General features: G+C 69.4%; 11 protein-coding genes. 4 read left to right on the forward strand and 7 right to left on the reverse strand.

Annotated features, from left to right (window positions below; translation table 11 throughout):
* Positions 1-118 precede the first annotated feature (118 nt).
* From ACI48D_RS14690 to ACI48D_RS14710, 5 genes are all read right to left on the reverse strand, one after another.
* Positions 119-2332: a hypothetical protein gene (locus ACI48D_RS14690; RefSeq protein ID WP_435571975.1), complete on the reverse strand. Its 2214-nt coding sequence runs from the start codon at positions 2330-2332 to the stop codon at positions 119-121.
* A gap of 139 nt (positions 2333-2471) precedes the next feature.
* Positions 2472-4337: an AI-2E family transporter gene (locus ACI48D_RS14695; protein ID WP_435571976.1), complete on the reverse strand. Its 1866-nt coding sequence runs from the start codon at positions 4335-4337 to the stop codon at positions 2472-2474.
* Positions 4338-4453: 116 nt separating this feature from the next.
* A complete protein-coding gene (locus tag ACI48D_RS14700) occupies positions 4454-5977 on the reverse strand; it encodes an FAD-dependent oxidoreductase (RefSeq protein WP_435571977.1) in 1524 nt (507 codons plus the stop codon).
* A gap of 155 nt (positions 5978-6132) precedes the next feature.
* A complete protein-coding gene (locus ACI48D_RS14705; RefSeq protein ID WP_435571978.1) occupies positions 6133-6807 on the reverse strand; it encodes a haloacid dehalogenase type II in 675 nt (224 codons plus the stop codon).
* Between the two features lie 78 nt (positions 6808-6885).
* Positions 6886-7512, reverse strand: coding sequence for a LysE family translocator (locus ACI48D_RS14710; RefSeq protein ID WP_435571979.1), 627 nt, complete (start codon positions 7510-7512; stop codon positions 6886-6888).
* A 180-nt stretch (positions 7513-7692) separates the two neighbouring features.
* Between ACI48D_RS14710 and ACI48D_RS14715 the strand changes: the two genes are divergently transcribed.
* The 4 genes from ACI48D_RS14715 (at position 7693) to cphA (ACI48D_RS14730) (ending at position 14424) form a co-directional block, all read left to right on the forward strand.
* Positions 7693-8487: a metallophosphoesterase gene (locus ACI48D_RS14715; RefSeq protein WP_435571980.1), complete on the forward strand. Its 795-nt coding sequence runs from the start codon at positions 7693-7695 to the stop codon at positions 8485-8487.
* Between the two features lie 168 nt (positions 8488-8655).
* Positions 8656-10056 carry an amino acid permease gene (locus ACI48D_RS14720; RefSeq protein WP_435571981.1) on the forward strand — a complete coding sequence of 467 codons (1401 nt, stop codon included), beginning with the start codon at positions 8656-8658 and terminating at the stop codon, positions 10054-10056.
* A 179-nt stretch (positions 10057-10235) separates the two neighbouring features.
* Positions 10236-11702: an iron-containing redox enzyme family protein gene (locus ACI48D_RS14725; RefSeq protein ID WP_435571982.1), complete on the forward strand. Its 1467-nt coding sequence runs from the start codon at positions 10236-10238 to the stop codon at positions 11700-11702.
* Positions 11703-11787: 85 nt separating this feature from the next.
* Positions 11788-14424 carry a cyanophycin synthetase gene (gene cphA, locus ACI48D_RS14730; protein WP_435571983.1) on the forward strand — a complete coding sequence of 879 codons (2637 nt, stop codon included), beginning with the start codon at positions 11788-11790 and terminating at the stop codon, positions 14422-14424.
* A 48-nt stretch (positions 14425-14472) separates the two neighbouring features.
* Here cphA (ACI48D_RS14730) and cphA (ACI48D_RS14735) read toward each other — a convergent pair whose 3' ends face one another.
* Positions 14473-17058: a cyanophycin synthetase gene (gene cphA / locus ACI48D_RS14735; RefSeq protein WP_435571984.1), complete on the reverse strand. Its 2586-nt coding sequence runs from the start codon at positions 17056-17058 to the stop codon at positions 14473-14475.
* A complete protein-coding gene (locus tag ACI48D_RS14740; protein ID WP_435571985.1) occupies positions 17055-17978 on the reverse strand; it encodes a cyanophycinase in 924 nt (307 codons plus the stop codon). The genes cphA (ACI48D_RS14735) and ACI48D_RS14740 overlap by 4 nt, the downstream gene beginning before the upstream one ends.
* Positions 17979-17980: the final 2 nt, after the last annotated feature.

Genomic DNA, 17980 nt, shown 5'->3' on the forward strand with positions numbered 1-17980 from the left:
GCGGTATTGAACAGGAGCGGGCGTAGCACTTGACACACCTCATGGAGGAGCATCCAAGCTCAAGTGTACGCCAAAACTACCTATTTGGACAAATGTAGTTGCACAGCGTGAATTTTTCCTACGGTGCGGCGCTGTCCAGCACCTTGCTGCGGATCCGCTCCCAGTTGGCCAGGAAGGCGTCGACCTCGGGCGCCTCGCTGTACCTGCGCTGGAGCATCCCGGCCATCGCGCGCGTGGTGCCGCCGTTCAGGAACCAGCTCAGCGGCGGCTGGCGGGCATCGAGGGTCCAGGGATAGCGCAGTTCGATCACGCGCCCGGCGTCGCAGCCGCCCAGCAGGCGCGTGGTTTCCTCTTCTGCGGCCTGGGCGCGCGCATTGCGGGTCTGGTACAGGGAGTAGAAGGGCAGCGACAGCTCCGGCACCGGCGGCACGCGCTTGTCGCCGGGACGCAGGCGCGGCTCCCACGGCCAGCGCAGGCCGACCGTCAGCGGACGCCGCGCCGGGCCGACCGCGGCGTCGGCCAGCTGGGCGCTGGTCGGGCAGATCCATTGCGACCGCGTGGCGGGCTCGTTCTCGATCACCAGCACCACCAGCTGTTCGGGCTTGACCAGGCCGAGCGCGAGGATCTGCGGGATCATCGCATTCAGGGTGGCCGCGCCCGAGTTCTCGAAGTAGCCGCCGTCGACCAGGTAATCCCAGCGTTCGCCGGTGGTGGTGGACACCAGCGCGGCCGGGCTGATATACGGGAAGCGGGCGCTGTTGTGGACCGCCTGGGCCAGCGTCAGGCGGCTGGTGTCGAGCGGCAGGCCGCCGGGGGCCTGGCCGAACAGGTCGTCCGCCTGGGGCGGCGCGAAGGCAAGGCGGGACTGCACCACGCGCCGGCCCTCGCTGGCCGAGGTGGCATTGAAGATCAGCCGCGGCAGGCCGGCCGCGTCCGGGCCGGGGGCCAGCAGCGGGCGCCTGAACCAGTCGCGCGCCGGCGACAGCGGGAAACGCTGGTCCCAGCCGCGTTCCCACGCGCCCTCCAGCGCCAGCGAGCGGTCGCAGGCCGGGCAGGGAAGGGGCCAGAAGCGCGCCAGCAGGTCCGGATACAGCAGGTAGCCGACCAGCGGCGCCAGATAGTCCTGGCCGAGGAAGGCGCCGACCTGGGCGGCGGTGCGGGCGTAGTCGGGGTCGCGCACGGCCAGCGAGCCGGCGAAGGCGGCCAGGCCCAGGCTGCCGCCGGAGACCCCGCTCATCGCATAGATGTTGGGCGCGAAGCGCTTGCCCTGGCTGCGGGCCTGGCGCTCGAGCTCGAGCAGCAGGGTGCCGGCCCAGTACGCCGCGCGCGAGGCGCCGCCGGCCGCGGCCACCAGGTAGACCGGTTCGCCGCCGTGCGCGCCGCGCGCCGTCTGCCAGGTGAGGAAATCCTCGGCCAGCCGCGGACGCTGCACCGCCAGCCGCGGACCGCCGTTGCGGGCCACGAAATGGTTCTCGTTCGAGACCGAGGCCAGCAGCACCGCGAACAGCGGCAGCAGGGCCAGCGAGGGCCAGCCGGCGCTTTTCGGCAGGTAGACTAGCACGATGCTGCCGAACACGGTCCAGGAGCCGAAGGCGAACAGCAGCAGGGCCGGCGCACCCAGCGCGCGCGCGGCCGCCTCCTGGCCGAAGCAGACCGCGGCCAGCACCATGGCGGACACCGCGAACATCAGCAGCACCGCGGCGACGCTCACGCGCGGCGTGTGCCGGGAGCGCGCCCAGGGCTGGGACGCTACCGCCTGCCGTCCCAGCCGGCGGTTGACCAGGCGCCGGCGCAGCACCGCCAGCAGCAGGAAGCCGGCGGTGTACAGGGCCGGCGCCACCCACGCCCCGGGCGGCGCGCCGGGCAGGGCGAACCAGAGCGTGATCGGGGCGCAGGACAGCAGGCCCAAGGCGCGCGGCAGCCAGGTATTCGTGGCGGCGGCGAAGCGATGGTGGGCGCACTGGCCGACGTTGTCGACGGCAAAGCGCTTGGCCAGCAGCAGGCGCGCGCAATACCAGGCGGTCAGCGACCAGTAGGCCAGGGCAGCGATGAAGATCCAGTAGCTGGGGTTGGCCCACAGGCTTTCCCGGGCGTCCCCGAAGTTGCGGAAGGCGCCCAGGGCTTCGCGCGCCTGCGGCACGCCGAGCAGGATGGCGTTGCCGGCCGCGACCGTCAGCACCGAATAGAAATTCAGCAGCAGGGTGCGGCGCAGGAAGGTGAAGCGGGTGAGCTGGCCGGACGGGCGCGGCGCAGGTGCGGCAGGGCGTTCCGGCCGCCCGTGCAGCGTGCCGCCCTCGATTTCGTGCTGGTCGACTCCGGTCCGCTCCGGCATGCCCGCTCCTTTTTTCTCCTCATGCCGTGTGATCATAAGGGCAAGCCAGTGCGGTGGAGCAGGCCGCGCGCGATTTCTTGGCCGCGGATCAAGACGCCGCAGCGATGCTGTCGGGCGTAAATCCCGCGGTCCGGGCCGGCTACGGGCGCGGCGTGCGCTCCGGATCGGCGAAGGCCAGCGCTTCCTCGAAGGAACGCAGCACCATGTCGACCTCGTTCTCGACCAGCGACGGGTTCGGCAAGGGGTCGATCAGCGGCAGGCGGATCGTCACCAGCATCGCCTCCGGCAGGCCGGCGCGCAGGTTGGCGACGGTGGCCAGCCACTGCGCGATCATGGGCTCGACCGGATAGTTGATGAACACGGTCGAGACCAGGTCGGCCTTGTCCGGGCCGGGATTGTCGCTATCGCCGATCACCGAGAAGCTGCGCGCGTCGACACCGGCCTCGCGCAGGGCGCGCACCAGCAGTTCGCTGAGCAGGTCGTCGCGCATCGAGGCCAGGCCGACGCACAGCACCACCGAATGCGCCGGCACGTCGAGGGCGCCTTGCCAGCGGCCCAGGCGCGCCTCGCGCATCTGGCGCAGGTGGGCGCCGACGTTGGCGTCGAGCAGGGAGACGTCGCGCCGGCGCCGGTGCTTCGAGGCGCCGCCCGACTCCGGCGTCAGGGTGACGGCGACGTCGGCGATGGCGCTGCGGACCCGCTCTTCCTGGCTCTTGGCCAGCATGCCCGAGCGGGTGTCGGCCGTGGCCATCACGATCCCGGGCAGCAGGATGTGGTCGCAGTAGCGGGCGAAACTGGAGCGTTCCAGAAAGGCGTGGGCGTCATGGATGATGGCGCCGATGTCGCCGGCCAGGATGCGCTGGTAGAAGCGCTGGGCGCCGCTCACCGCCGGAGCGTCGCCGAGCAGGATCGCGACCGGTTCCAGGGTACGCACGTGGCGGCCGGCCACCACCAGGCACAGGGTCAGCGGGGTCGACAGCAGGAGGCCGACCGGGCCCCACATCGCGCCCCAGAACAAGGCCGAGATGATCACCGCCAGCGGCGACAGGCCCGAGCTCTGGCCGTACACCTTGGGCTCGATGATGTTGGCGACCAGCAGTTCGAGGGAGACGAACAGCACCATGCAGGACAGGGCCAGGGTCCAGCCCGGATCGATGGCGGCGACGAACAGGGCGATGACCGCGCCGGCGGCCATGATGCCGAGGTAGGGCACGAAGCGCAGCAGGCCGCTCAGCGCACCCCACAGGATCGCGTGCGGCACGCTGGCGGCCCACAGCACCACCCCGATCAGGGCGCCGAAGGTGAGGTTGACGACGAATTGCGAGAAAAAGAAGCGCGACACGCCCTGCGCCGCATCGGCCAGCGCCTGGATGGTGCGGCTGGTCTCGGTCTGCCCGCCGAGCCGGATCAGGCGGTCGCGCAGGGATTCGTGTTCCAGCGACATGAAGATCAGCAGCACCAGCACCAGGCCGGCCTCGCCGATCGGCCCCCAGGCCAGCGAGAACAGGCGCGTCAGCGCGCCGGCGGTGGTCAGGCGCGGCGGGCGGATCTCGACCGGGATCGGCTGGCTCGGGCTGATCGTGATCGTGGTCATGCCGCGCTTGCCGGTGGCCGGCGCGTTGCCGGTCGGCGCCACCGCGCTCAGCTCGGCCTCGATGCGCGCGAACGGGCGCTCGGCGATCTCGCGCACGGTGGCGACCTTGGTGCGCATCGCCGCCCGGTATTTCGGCAGGTCGCCGGTAACCGCAACCAGCTGGAAGGTCAGCACGATGCCGGCCCCGACCAGGCAGGTGGTGGCGAGCAGCACCGACAACAGCGTGGCCGGCAGCTGCGGCAGGCCGGCCCGGCGCATGCTGCGGATCAGCGGCGCGATCACCAGGCTGAGGATGGACGCGAGGGCGATCGGCTCGAGGACGTCGCGGCCGACATAGAGCAGGCCGAGCCCGCAGGTGACGGTGACCAGCGTGCCGGCATTCAGGTGCTTGAACAGGGGAAGATCGCGCATTCGCGTGCTGCAGGCGGGACGGAGGGCCATCCCGTGGAAACGTAAAACCAGCAATGTAGCGCAAAAACGTGAATAGGATCAATTTAATGATGGGTCGACCAGCCCCCGATGGCGGATCACGCCCCCTGGTCGAGCTTCGCGGCTTGCAGCGGCGCCAGCGCCGGCCCCTCCAGCACCCGGCCGTCCGGAGCGAAGCGGCTGCCGTGGCAATCGCAGTCCCAGCTGGTTTCGGCGCCGTTCCACTTGATCTCGCAGCCCATGTGCGAGCACTTGCCCGCCACCGCCTGCAGCTGGCCGTCCTGGCCGCGGTAGACCGCCACCGGCTTGCCGTCGATCTCGATCTTGCGGCTCTGGCAGGGCGGCAGGTCGGCCAACTGGCTTAGCTGGTCCGCGCCCAGCGCCGGGGTGTCGGCGGGCTTGGCCGGGCCGCTGCTTTCCTGCTCGAAGCCCTGCGGCCGCTTGTCCTGCCGATCGTCCCGCGTGAGGCGCTCGACCGCGTACAGGTCGCGCCAGGGCGTGCCGCGGCCGAGGATCTCGTCGGCCAGCATCATCCCGGCCAGGGTTCCGTAGGTCAGGCCGTCGCCCGAGAAACCGGTGGCGATATAGGTATTCTGCGCGTCGACGTTGCGGCCGATATAGGGCAGCTTGTCCTTGGCGCGGTAGCGCTGGGCCGACCAGCGGTATTCCACCGGGCCGATCGGCCAGTGGTCGCGCGCGAACGCTTCCAGGTTCCGGAAGCGCTCCGGCCCGACTTCCTTCTCGCCCAGCGAATGGGCGCTGCCGACCACCACCAGCCAGGTGCGGCCGTGTTCCGTGTACGTACGCACCGAATGCCGCTCCTGGCCGATGCACCAGTAGACGCCGGGATCGGGCATGGAATCGTGCAGCGGCGCGGAGATGCCGTACTCGCGCACGACCTCGAGCTGCGACTGCACCAGGTGGATGCCGATCGGGGTGTGGGTGGCGATCACGATCTGCTGGCACTGCAGCTTGCCGTGGGTGGTGTGGACCACGGCCGGCGCGTCGTCGATCGCGGTGACGCGGGTATTCTCGAAGATCAGGCAGTTCTCGCCGCCGATGCGCTGGGCCAGCTGGCGCACGTAGGCCAGCGGCTGGAACTGGGCCTGGTCCTCGACCACCAGGGTCTTTACCGCGGCGTCGAGCGGCAGCGGGGCATCGTCGCGCAGGTCGGCATGCAGGCGCGCGCGCATCGCCGCCAGGGCTTCCTTCTCGACCTCGCCGACGTGGGCGGCATCGAGGGCGACCAGGTGCCAGGGCAGGCGCTGGAAGCCGCACTCCAGGTTCAGGCGCGCGACGGTGGCCTCGATCAGGTCGACCGCGGCGGAACGTGACTCGACCACGCGGCGCATGGCTTCCAGCCCGTGCAGTTCTTCCAGCGTGTGCAGGCCCAGGTCGACGGTGGCGTACAGGTTGCCGGTCGAGTTGCCGGTGCTGGCGTCGCCGGCCTTGTAGGCGTCGAGGACGGCCACGCGCTTGCCGGCCTGGACCAGCAGCATGGCGGCGGTGAGGCCGGTGATGCCGGCGCCGACGATGGCGACGTCGACGTTCAGGTCGGTTTGCAGGGTCGGCAGGCAGGCGGTCTTGGCCGCCGTGCCTTTCCAGAGCGATGTGGTATCCATGGATGCGGGCCTTTCTATCGTTATCGGGCTATGCATGGCCAGCTGCTGCGCTGGCCGCGTTCGGCTCGATGATCCCAAGTTCCGGGGTGCCGCGGCGCAGCGTTGACTGGAGCAAACAATGCCCGGGAACCTGACGGTCGGCCGGGAAGCCGGTTTCAGGCGCCCAGCCGGTCGGCCAGTTCGGACAGGTCCCGCACCACCATGCCGGGCTGTTCCGCCAGGGGGAATGGCCGCTTGTCGCCGCGGCAGACGAAGGCGCTGCGCAGCCCGGCCCAGCCGGCGCCGGCCACGTCCCAGCCGTGTGCCGCGACCAGCATCGCCTGTCCCGGCGCGACCCGCATCCGTGCCGTGGCGCCGAGGTAGACCGCCGGATGCGGCTTGTAGACCCCGAAGTCCTGCACGCTGAACTGGGCGTCGAACAGCGGCGCCAGGCCGGCATGGGCCAGCTGGGCGCGCAGGCCGGCCGTGGTCGAATTCGACAGCGCTGCCAACCTGAAGCCGGCAGCGCGCAGGCGGGCCAGCGCCGCTGCGACGTCCGGGTGCGCGGGCAGGCGCGCGATCGGGGCGATCGCCATCTGCGCTTGTTGCGGCGACAGCTTGACGCCGCGGCCCTCGGCCAGCATGCGCAAGGCCGCGGCGCCGATCTCGGGCAGCGGGGCGAAGCGCCCGGCCAGGCTCATCGCCGTCGCGTGCTGCAGCAGGGTGGTGAACCACAGCTCGGCGCCGCCGGGCAGGATGCGCTCGATACTGGCGCGCAGCGGGGCAAGGTCGAGCAGGGTCTCGTTGATGTCGAACAGCAGCAGGGCGGGACGGTCAGTGGTCGGGGGCATGTGGGCGGCTCCATGAAGCGGGGGATGCCATCATCGCGCGATCCGGTCCGGCACGGCGCACGGCCGGTCCCGCCGGGCTCAGCGCGCCACGATCAGGCGCAGCCCCAGCGCGATGAAAATGGCGCCGGCAATGCGGTCCATCCACATGCCGGCGCGCGGGCGCCGCGCCAGCCAGGCGCCGACCGCGCCGGAAAAGAAGCCCAGCAGCCCGAACAGGATTGCGGCCTGGGCCGTGAAGGCGAGGCCGAGCAGGGCGGTCTGCAGGTTGGCGCCGCCGCGCTGGGCCACCACGAACTGCGGCAGGAAGGACAGGAAGAACAGCGCCACCTTCGGGTTGATGGCGTTGGCGAACACGCCGCGGAAGAACAGGGTGCGCGCCGATTCGGTGACGGCGTCAAGCCGGCTGGCCGCCGCGCCGCCGCGGCTGCGGATGGCCTTGAAGCCCATCCAGGCCAGGTACAGCCCGCCGCACACCTTCAAGCTGGTGAACGCCAGCGGCGACGCCGCGATCAGCGCGCTCACGCCGATCACCGCCAGCAGCGTATGGCTGAGGCAGCCGAGCGCGCAGCCGAGGCCGAAGGCCATGCCGCGCGCCCGCCCCTTGGCCATGCCGATTCCCAATACCATCATGTTGTCGGGGCCGGGGGACAGGGTCAGCAGGATGGCGGCGGCCAGGAAGGCGAATAATTGTTCGGGCGTCAGCATGCGCGCTATCTTACACTTCGTTGATTTGGGGCACCAGCGCGCCTCAAACCTGCGCCGGCTTCCGGCGCTGCTGGTGTACAGTGGCAATTTTGCAAGATTTGTCCTCATTTGCTGTATAGTTCGCGCCCTATGAGACCAAGCAAGCGTCACCGGCCGATCCGCCACGCCACCGAGCGGGTATTGAACACCCTTCTGATGAACGGCTGGGTGGCCGGACTCAGCTACCGGCTGGGCGGGCAGGGCAGCCTGGGCGTGTCCCGCCACGAGGTCGTGCTGGGGCCGGAGCGGCGCCTGCCGCGCCCGCTCACGATCGCGTTCGCCTCCGATTTCCACGCCGGCCCGACCACCCATCCGGCCGTGTTCGACGCCCTGCTGGAGGCCTTGCGCCGCGAACGCCCCGACGTGCTGCTGCTGGGCGGCGACTACATCTCCTTCGACGCCGCCAACATCCGCGGCTTGCAGGGCTTCCTGCAGGCGGCGCGGGCGCCGCTCGGCACCTATGCGGTGCTGGGCAACCACGACGTCTGGAACGGCAGCGCCGAGATCGCCGCAGCGCTGGCGGCGGGCGGGGCCGAGGTGCTGGTCAACCGCAACCTGCCGCTGCCGGCGCCGTTCGGCGCGGTCAGCATCTGCGGGATCGACGACCCGTGGACCGGTGCGCCCTCGGCCGACGCCACCTTCGACGGCGCCGGCGCGGTGCGCATCTACCTGATGCATTCCCCGGACGGCCTGTGGTGCCTGCAAGGCCAGCGCTTCGACCTCGGCTTTGCCGGCCATACCCATGGCGGACAGGTCGTGCGCAGCAACGGTGAACCGCTCAAGCGCCCCAGCGGCCCCTATTCGCGCGCATACTGCCATGGTCGCTTCGAGATCGCCGCCAACGGCCCGCTGTTCGTCAGCCGCGGCATCGGTTGCGCTGGAATTCCGCTGCGCGTGCGTGCCGATCCGGAGCTCGTGATCTGCACCTTGCGCTGAATTCTTCCTGTTTTGCGCTTGAATTTTGGGTAATAATGGCGTGCCGCTTATGCTGCCGTCCGGAATCCCCTTTTACACGGAGGGAAATACCGGACTTACCACGCCCGCAGAGGAGACATCCAATATAACAGGGCCTGGGGATCTATCTACTATCGATTGGAGAACGCAGTGAGTCTTTTTAGAACCAAGAATCTCGACAATATGGTCGCCGCCGCCGGCAAGCCCGGCGGACTGAAGAAGGTGCTCGGGCCCTTCGACCTGATCCTGATGGGGATCGGTGCGATCGTCGGCACCGGTATCTTCGTCCTGACGGGTACCGGCGCGCTGACCGCCGGTCCGGCCCTGACGCTGTCGTTCATCGTGTCGGCCATCGCCTGCGGCTTCGCGGCGCTGTGCTATGCCGAGTTCGCCTCGACCGTGCCGGTAGCCGGTTCGATCTATACCTACAGCTATGTCGTGCTGGGCGAACTGGTGGCCTGGATGATCGGCTGGGACCTGCTGCTCGAGTACGGCCTGGCGACCTCCGCGGTGTCGGTCGGCTGGTCGGGCTATTTCCAGTCCCTGATCGGCGGTTTCGGCCTCGAGATCCCGAAGGCCCTGTCCGCCGCCCCCGGCGCGCTGGACGGCGTCACCACCTACATGAACCTGCCGGCGCTGCTGATCATGCTGGTCCTGACCGCGATGCTGTCGTGGGGCGTGCGCGAATCGGCGCGCGTCAACAACGTCATGGTGATCATCAAGATCGCCGTCGTGCTGCTGTTCATCCTGGTGGGCTTCAAGCACGTCAGCCCGGCCAACTGGCATCCCTTCATGCCCTTCGGCGTGACCGGCGTGATGAGCGCCGCCGCCGTCGTGTTCTTCGCCTTCATCGGCTTCGACGCCGTGACCTCGGCCGCGGAAGAAGTCAAGAATCCGAAGCGTGACCTGCCGATCGGCATCATCGGTTCGCTGACCGTCTGCACCATCCTGTACGTGATCGTGTCGGCCATCATGACCGGCATCGTGCCGTTCCAGCTGTTCAAGGGCGTCGACCACCCGGTTTCGCTGGCCCTGCAGCACGGTGGCGAGAACTGGTTCGCCGGCTTCGTCGACCTCGGCGCCATCCTCGGCATGACCACCGTGATCCTGGTGATGGCTTACGGCCAGACCCGCATCGTGTACGCCATGTCGCGCGACGGCCTGCTGCCGGCCAAGCTGTCGACCGTGCACCCGACGTTCGGCACCCCGTTCTTCGCGACCTGGGTGGTCGGCATCCTGTTCGGCCTGATCGCCGCCTTCGTGCCGCTGAACGTGCTGGCCGAGCTGGTCAACATCGGCACCCTGGCCGCGTTCTCGCTGGTGTCGGTGGCCGTGATCGTGCTGCGCAAGCGCCGTCCGGAGCTGAAGCGCGCCTTCCGCTGCCCGGGCGTACCGATCATACCGGCGATCGCCGTGCTGTTCTGCCTGACCCTGATGAGCTTCCTGAGCGCCATCACCTGGATCGCCTTCCTGGTCTGGCTCGCGATCGGCCTGCTGGTCTACTTCGGCTACGCGCGCAGCCGCTCGCTGCTGCATGGCGTGACCCAGTAAGCTCGTCCAGCCGTTCCAAACCCATCGGGGCGCCCCGGCATCGGCCGGCGCGCCCCGATGTCTTTCCAGAAAGCATGCCATTTTTGTAATCCCTGTCCGACATCCAGGGGAGCCGCGAACCGATTTCGTGCGCCAGGCCGAGTACGCATAATCTTGGTAGAACATTTACCAAAAGATTGATGATGACTACGACCTTTGCTGTGGAGCTGCCTGAAGTCCGACCCGCGCCCGCCGCGCGTCCCGAGCAGGCTGCCCGAGGCTCGAAAGCACTGTATTTTTCCCTGCTCGACAACCCGGATGGGGCCGCCGCCGCGTCGCGCGACTACCTGGCAGCCCAGATCGAAGCGGCGCGCCAGGAAGCCTGCGACCTGCCCGAGGCCTTGTGGCAGCTGCCGGCCTGGATCCAGGGCCGCGCCGAGGCGGTCGGCATCGCCTACCGCGAATACCTGGCCGCGCGCAAGAACGGCGCCGCGCGCCGCTACTTCGGCAGCAAGTCGCATGCGCTGTATTTCCTGAAGGGCGTGGCGCCGACCAAGCTGGTCGACGGCGCCTGGCTGTACGGCACCCTGCCGCGCTGGGAGAACCCGGATTTCCATCCGCTGATCAAGACCTACCTCGAAGAGCTGGGCGACGGCGTGCCGGACAAGAACCACGTGACGCTGTTCCGCCGGCTGCTGGCCGCGCACGGCTGCGAGCATTGGGATGGCCTGTCCGAAGAGCACTTCGTGCAGGGCGCGATCCAGCTGGCGCTGGCCTACAACGCGGACCGGTTCCTGCCCGAGCTGGTGGGCTACAACCTCGGCTACGAACAGCTCCCGCTGCACCTGCTGATCACTTCCTACGAGCTGAACGAACTGGGCATCGACCCCTACTACTTCACCCTGCACGTCACCGTCGACAATGCCGGCAGCGGCCATGCGCACAAGGCGGTGCAGGCGCTGCGCACGCTGATGGCGCAGTCGGGCGACCCGGCGGCCTTCTTCCGCCGCGTGCTGGACGGCTACCGCCTGAACGAGCTGGGCGCCTGCACCACGTCCGTCATCGCGGCCTTCGACCTGGAGGCCGAACTGGTCGAGATCTTCACGGCCAAGGCCGCGGTCGGCCGCAACATGCACTCGGATTACTGCCGCGTCGCCGGGCGCTCGATCAACGATTGGCTGGGCGAGCCGAAGCAGATCCCGGCCTTCCTGGCGGCGATGGAGAGCGCCGGCTGGATCAAACGCGGCGAGGAAGTCGGGAACAGCCGCTTCTGGCGCCTGATCCAGGGCGAGCGCGCCGAGATGTTCGGCGTGTTCTCCAGCTACGAGCAGCAGGTGCTGCGCGACTGGATCACGACGCCGCGCGAAGCGGACGCCAGCCAGCGCACCACGCGCGTGCTGAGCCACCGCGCGCGCCAGCGCACCCTCGACACCCTCAACCAGCACGCCGGACGCAGCGGCTACCCCGAGCGCGGCCTGATCCGCCGCCACGCGGCCGGCGCGCTGGCCGGCGACAGCGAATTGCGCGAGCTCGAAGACAAGGTCGCAGCCAGCGCCGGCAAGCCGGAAGCGATGGCGATGCTGGCGCGCCTGATGTCGCCGTCGGTACACCACACGGCAATCGGGCTGATGGCGACCCGCATGTACTCGCAGCTGCTGGACGCCTGAGCGGCGGCGCAACACCGTAACAAGCTTCAGCGGCGCGGGCGGGGTTCTCCCTTCCCGCGCCATTTTCACGATCAAGGACCCATACGTGCAAATTCTCGAACAACGATTCCTGCGTGGCCCGAACATTCACGCGGATACTCCCTGCCTGCTTTCCGTGCTCGATCTGGGCGACCTGTACGGGGTCTCGACCCGCGAACTTCCGCAGTTCAGCGAAGCGCTGCTGACCCTGCTGCCCTCGCTGGCCGAGTACCTGGTGCCGACCGGCCAGCCCGGCGGCTTCGCCCAGCGCCTGCGCGAAGGCACCTACCTGGCGCGGGTGGTCGAACACGTGACCCTGGGCCTGCAATGCCTGGCCGGCGCTCCCGCCGGCTTCGGCCGCACCCGGCCAGTGACCGGCACCCCCGGCCAGTACCGCATCGTGTGCGCCTACCAGATCGAGAAGGTGGCGCAGCCGGCCTTCCAGCTGGCGGTGGAGATCGTCGACACGCTGGCGCATGGCGGCAGCGTCAATGACTTGTCGGCGCGCCTGGAAGAGCTGCGCGAACTGGCCGAGCACTACGCGATCGGCACCTCGACCGCCGCCGTGCTCGCGGCGGCCCACGAGCGCGGGATCCCGGTCCAGCGCATTACCGAGGACGCCAATCTGTTCCAGCTCGGCTGGGGCGTGAAGCAGAAGCGCATCCAGGCCACCATCACGGGCGAGACCAGCAACATCGCGGTGCGCATCGCCAGCGACAAGCAGCTTACCAAGCAGCTGTTGCTGGAAGCGGGCGTGCCGGTGCCGGAAGGCGAGGCCGTCGGCACCATCGACGACGCCCTGCGGGTCGCGCGCAGGCTGGCGGTGCCGGTCACCGTCAAGCCGCTCGACGGCAACCAGGGCAAGGGCGTGACGGTCGATTGCCGCACCCCGGAAGAAGTCGAGCAGGCCTATGCCTTCGCCCGCAAGCACGGGCGCCGCATCGTCGTCGAACGCTATGTCCAGGGGCGCGACTACCGCGTGTTCGTGGCGGCCGGGCGGGTCGCCGCGGCCTCCTGTCGCCGCCCGGCCCACGTGATCGGCGACGGCCGCCACAGCATCCGCGAACTGGTCGCGATCGAGAACCGCAACCCGGCGCGCGGCGAGGGCCACACCAACATCCTGACCCAGATCGCGCTCGACGCCCATGCCGAGGACATCCTGCGCAAGCAGGGCTATGCGCCGGATTCGGTCCCGGCCGAGGGCACCACGGTCGAGCTGCGCGGCAACGCCAACCTCTCCACCGGCGGCACCGCCGAGGACGTGACCGACCTGCTGCCGGAATCGACGCGCCGCATCTGCGTGCGCGCGGCCAGCAAGATCGGCCTGGACGTGGCCGGCATCGACATCGTCTGCCGCGACATCGCCCAGCCGCTGGCGTCGCAGGGCGGGGCGGTGATCGAAGTGAACGCCGCACCCGGCATCCGCATGCACCAGTACCCCAGCAGCGGCGAGCCGCGCGACGCCGGCGACGCCATCGTCGAGGGCCTGATGGGCAACTCGGACGGCCGCATCCCGATCATCGCCTGCACCGGCACCAACGGCAAGACCACCACCACGCTGCTGATCGCGCACACCACGCGCCTGGCCGGCCGCGTGACCGGCGCCACCACCACCCACGGCGTCTACATCGACGGCAAGCAGATCACCAAGGGCGACTGCACCGGCTACTGGTCGGCACGCACGGTGCTGGCGGCGCCGGAAGTCGAGATCGCGGTGCTGGAGACGGCGCGCGGCGGCATCCTCAAGCGCGGCCTGGCCTTCGACCACTGCGACGTCGGCATCGTGCTGAACGTCTCGCCCGACCACCTGGGCCTGGACGGCGTCGACACGATCGAGGACCTGGCCCAGGTCAAGGCCGTGGTGCCGCTGTCCGCCAGCCGCGCCGCCGTGCTGAACGCCGAGGATCCGCTGTGCGTGGCGATGGCGCGCCGCGTGCGCCCGGACGTCGAACTGGTGTATTTTTCCATGGAGCCGGACGAGCCGGTGCTGCTGCGCCACCTGGAAGAGGGCGGCCGCGCCGCCTACCTGCAGGACAACGCGATCGTGCTCGCCGACGGCAACGTGCACCAGGAACTGCTGCGGGTGGAGAGCATGCCGATCTCGATGGGCGGCCGCGCGCGCTACAACATCGCCAACGGCCTGGCCGCCGCGGCGGGCCTGATGGCGGCCGGCTTTTCCAACCTGCAGATCGCCACCGGCCTCTCCACCTTCGTCAGCGACGGCAAGACCAATCCGCTGCGCACCAACGTGTTCGAGGTGCGCGGCGTGACCGTGATCGTCGACTACGCCCACAATCCGGCCGCCTACGCCGCGCTGGCCGAGATGGCGCGCTCGCTGCTGCCGGGCCAGCTGATCGGCATCGTCACCGCGCCGGGCGACCGCCGCGACGCCGACCTGCTCGACGTCGGCCGCGTGTGCGCGGCGCGCTTCGACGAACTGGTCGTGTACGAATCATCGAGCCGCGGCCGGGCCTACGGCGGCGCGGTCGACCTGATCCTGCAGGGCGCCGAGGAAGTGGTCGGCAAGACTGACACGCTGCACCGCGAGCCGGACGTGGGCGAGGCGATCCGCCTGGGCCTGTCGCTGTGCGAGCGCGGCGATGTGCTGGTGTTTGCCTGCGGATCCTCGCTGCAGGTGTTCGTCGAGGCGATCCGCGAGATGGATCCGGACAGTGCCGAGCGGATCGCGGGGCAGGTGGGTTGAGGAGCTCCGCTGAAGTGACGAACGGGCCTGAGTGGCCCGTTTTTTGTTTCAGGCAGCTTGCATCTCGATCCGCTTCGCCACCTCCGGCGAGGTAGGCCTGATCGCTTCCAGCAGCTCGCTGATGTCCGACCCGCAGCCGAACAGCAGCACGTCGCCCTTTTCGCAGCGTGCCAGGCCGGCGCGGATCGCCTCGTGCACGTCGAGTTCCACGCACAGGTGGTCTTCCTCGAACTTCGCCAGGCGGATGCCTTCGATCAGCATCAAAGCAACGCTGCCGGCCGCGCGGCCGCGATTCTCGGTCTCGTAGACCACCAGTTCGTCGAAACCGGCGGCGCAGGTGGCGCCGATGTCGACCAGGTCGGCGTCGCGGCGGTCGCCCGGCGCGGCCACCACGCCGACCAGGCGGCCCGGCGTCATCGCGCGCGCGGTCTCGGCCAGGGCGGCGTAGGCGGCGCTGTTGTGGGCGTAGTCGACGATCACGGTCACGCCCTCGACGTCGAACACGTTCGAGCGCAGCGGGTTGCTCTTCCAGTCGGAGACAAAGCTGCGCAGGCCGTCGGCGATTTCCTGGTTGCCGAAGCCGCTGGCGGCCAATGCCGCCGCCGCCGCCAGGCTGTTGGCGATGTTGTAGCGTGCCGCGCCCTTCAGTGTGACCGGCATCTGGCGCACGTCGACCAGCGCTTCGTGGCGGCTGCCGTTGGCCAGCACGATGGTGTTGTCTTCGAGGTAGACTGCGCGGCCGCCGTTGTCCAGGTGGCGCAGCAGCACGCCATTGTCGGCGTCCAGCGAGAAGTACAGCAGCTCGACGCCGTCGGCAAGCCCGGCGGCCATTGCCACGCAGTGGTCGTCCTCGGCGTTCAGCACCACCGCGCGCGAGGCGCGCTGCGCGACCACCGCCTTCACCCTGGCCAGCTGCTCGACCGAGTCGACGCCGTCCAGGCCCAGGTGGTCGGCGGACACGTTCAGGACCACCGAGACGTCGCAACGGTCGTAGGCCAGGCCGCGCTTGAGGATGCCGCCGCGCGCGGTTTCCAGCACCGCGAAGTCGACGTCCGGCGAAGTCAGCACGCTGCGCGCCGAGCGGTAGCCGGTGCAGTCGCCCTTCGTGATCTGCTGGCCGTCGACGAACACGCCCTCGGTGGTGGTGACGCCGGTGCGCAGGCCGGCCATGCGGGCGGCGTGGGCGATCAGCAGGGTGGTGGTGGTCTTGCCGTTGGTGCCGGTCACGCCGATCACCGGGATCCGGCCGTCGTCCTCGCCGAACAGGGTATCGACGATGGCGGCGCCGGCATCGCGCGGAGTGCCGCGGCTCGGGTACTGGTGCATGCGGATGCCGGGCGCCGCGTTCACCTCGATGATGCCGCCACGCTGTTCGCGCAGCGGCTGCGAGATATCCTGGCACACGATGTCGATGCCGGCCACGTCCAGGCCGATGGTGCGGGCGGCGCGGATGCAGATGTCGCGGGTCTCTTCCGGCAGCAGGTCGGTCACGTCTTCGGCGGTGCCGCCGGTCGAGAGGTTGGCGTTGCCGCGCAGCTCGACCGGGACGCCCTCGGCCGGCACGTCGTCCAGCGTGTAGCCTTGCTGGGCCAGCACCTGCAGCGCCAGCTCGTCCAGCGGGATTTTGGTGAGGATGTTGGTATGGCCGTCGCCGCGCGCCGGGTTCGCGTTTTCCAGCTCGACCAGGGCGCGGACGGTGTGCACGCCGTCGCCCGTCACGTGCGGCGGACGGCGCCAGGAGGCGGCGGCGATCTTGCGGCCGGTGACCAGCACGCGGTAGTCGCGCCCGCGCAGGAATTCCTCGACGATCACGTGGCGGCCGTACTTGCGCGCGAACTCGAAGGCGCGCTCGACTTCCTCCTCGGTCGAGCAGGTGGTGGTCACACCCTTGCCCTGATTGGCGTCGAGCGGCTTGATCGTCACGGTACCAATGCGGCGTGCGACGCGCTGGGCAGCGGCCAGCGAGGTGACGGTTTCGCCGGCCGGGACCGGGCAGCCGGCCTGGTCGAGCAGGGTCTTGGTCAGCTGCTTGTCGCTGGCGATGCCGACCGCGATGTTGTTGGTGGCGCCGGTGATGGTCGCCTGCAGGCGCTTCTGCCTGCTGCCCCAGCCCAGCTGGAACAGGTTCGCTTCATCGGTCAGGCGCAGGCTCGGAATGCCGCGCTGGTGGGCCGCGTTGATGACGGCGCCGGTACTGGTGCCGATCGCGTAGTGCTGGGCCTTGTCCTTCAGCTCGGCGAGTGCGCTGTCGAGGTCGTAGTCCTCCTGTGCGGCGAGGGCGCGGATCAGGTCGTGGGCGGTGCGCAGCGCGGCGCCCGCCACCTGTTCGATGGCGTAGCCGCAGACCACGCGCACCTGGCCCGGTTTCGACGGCATGGCGGCGGCCTGGCTGAAGGCGCCGGGCGCGCCGGCCAGGCGTTGCAGTTCCATCGTCACCGGCGCCAGTGCCTCGGCGGGCGAGTGACAGTCGGACAGGCGCGCCGAGGCTTCGGGCGGCATGTCCGGCAGTTTTGCCAGCAGGCGTGCGCCGAGGCCGGCAACGTGATCCAGGCCGGCGTCGACGACAGCCATCAGGCAGGGAGTAGCGGCGTACAGGTTGGGGCCGCGCAGAAAGCGTTGTTCGATGATTCTCATGAGATCGGATTCCGTTTCGTTACATTTTCCAAAAACTCGAGCAGCGGCTGGGGGATGAGGCGGTTCCCGTCTTGTGTGTCCTTCGGCAGGCGGTACTTGCTGCCCGCCGGCAGCAGGTGCAGGCGGACGTCGATCAGTTCGGGAGTCTCGCGGTCCGAGATCTCGGCGATGTTGGTGCTCATGTTGCGGCCGTCGACGATGGTGACCGCGCCTTCGCCCAGCACCTCGATGCCGACCCCGCGTTCGATCACCAGCGCGGTGTCTTCGTCGATGCCGATCCCCTGCAGATACGGGTTCTGCGCGACCACCGACAGCAGGCGCGAAAGACGCTGGCGCTCCGAAAAGTGCTGGTCGACGACCACCTTGTGCAGGAAACCGAGACCGGCGCCGAGGCTGACCGAGCCCTTCTCGGGATGCAGCTCGGCGCGGCCCTGGGCCAGCATGTGGCCCGACATGGCCGAAGCGCCGGCGCTGGTGCCGCCGATGCAGGCGCCGCGCAGCTTGAGGGCGCTATGCATCGCCGCGTCCAGCGCGGTGCCGCCGATGATGGCCAGCAGCCGCTTCTGGTCGCCGCCGGTCATGAAGATGCCGGTGGCGTCCCGGATGTCCTTGATCTGCTCTTCGTCGTTCGCGCACTGGCGGCTTTGCAGGTGCAGGTGCACGCGCTTGCCGACGCCGAGTTCGCCGAAGGCCTTGTCATAGATCTGCCACATCTCGTCGGCCACCGTGCTGGCGGCCGAGATCACGACGATCTTGGCGTCCGGCCCGCCGGAGAGTTCGACGAAGCGGCTGAGGATTTCCATGTCGTGCTTGCGGTCTTCGTGACCGCCGATGATCACCAGGTGGCCGTGGCTTTCGCGCAGCTGGCGTTCGCCCTGCTCCTGCTGTTCCTTGTCTTGCGTTTGTTCTCGTGGTGTCATGG

It is taken from the genome of Massilia sp. LXY-6 (genome assembly GCF_051233485.1).
In the GTDB taxonomy this organism is placed as follows: domain Bacteria; phylum Pseudomonadota; class Gammaproteobacteria; order Burkholderiales; family Burkholderiaceae_D; genus Telluria.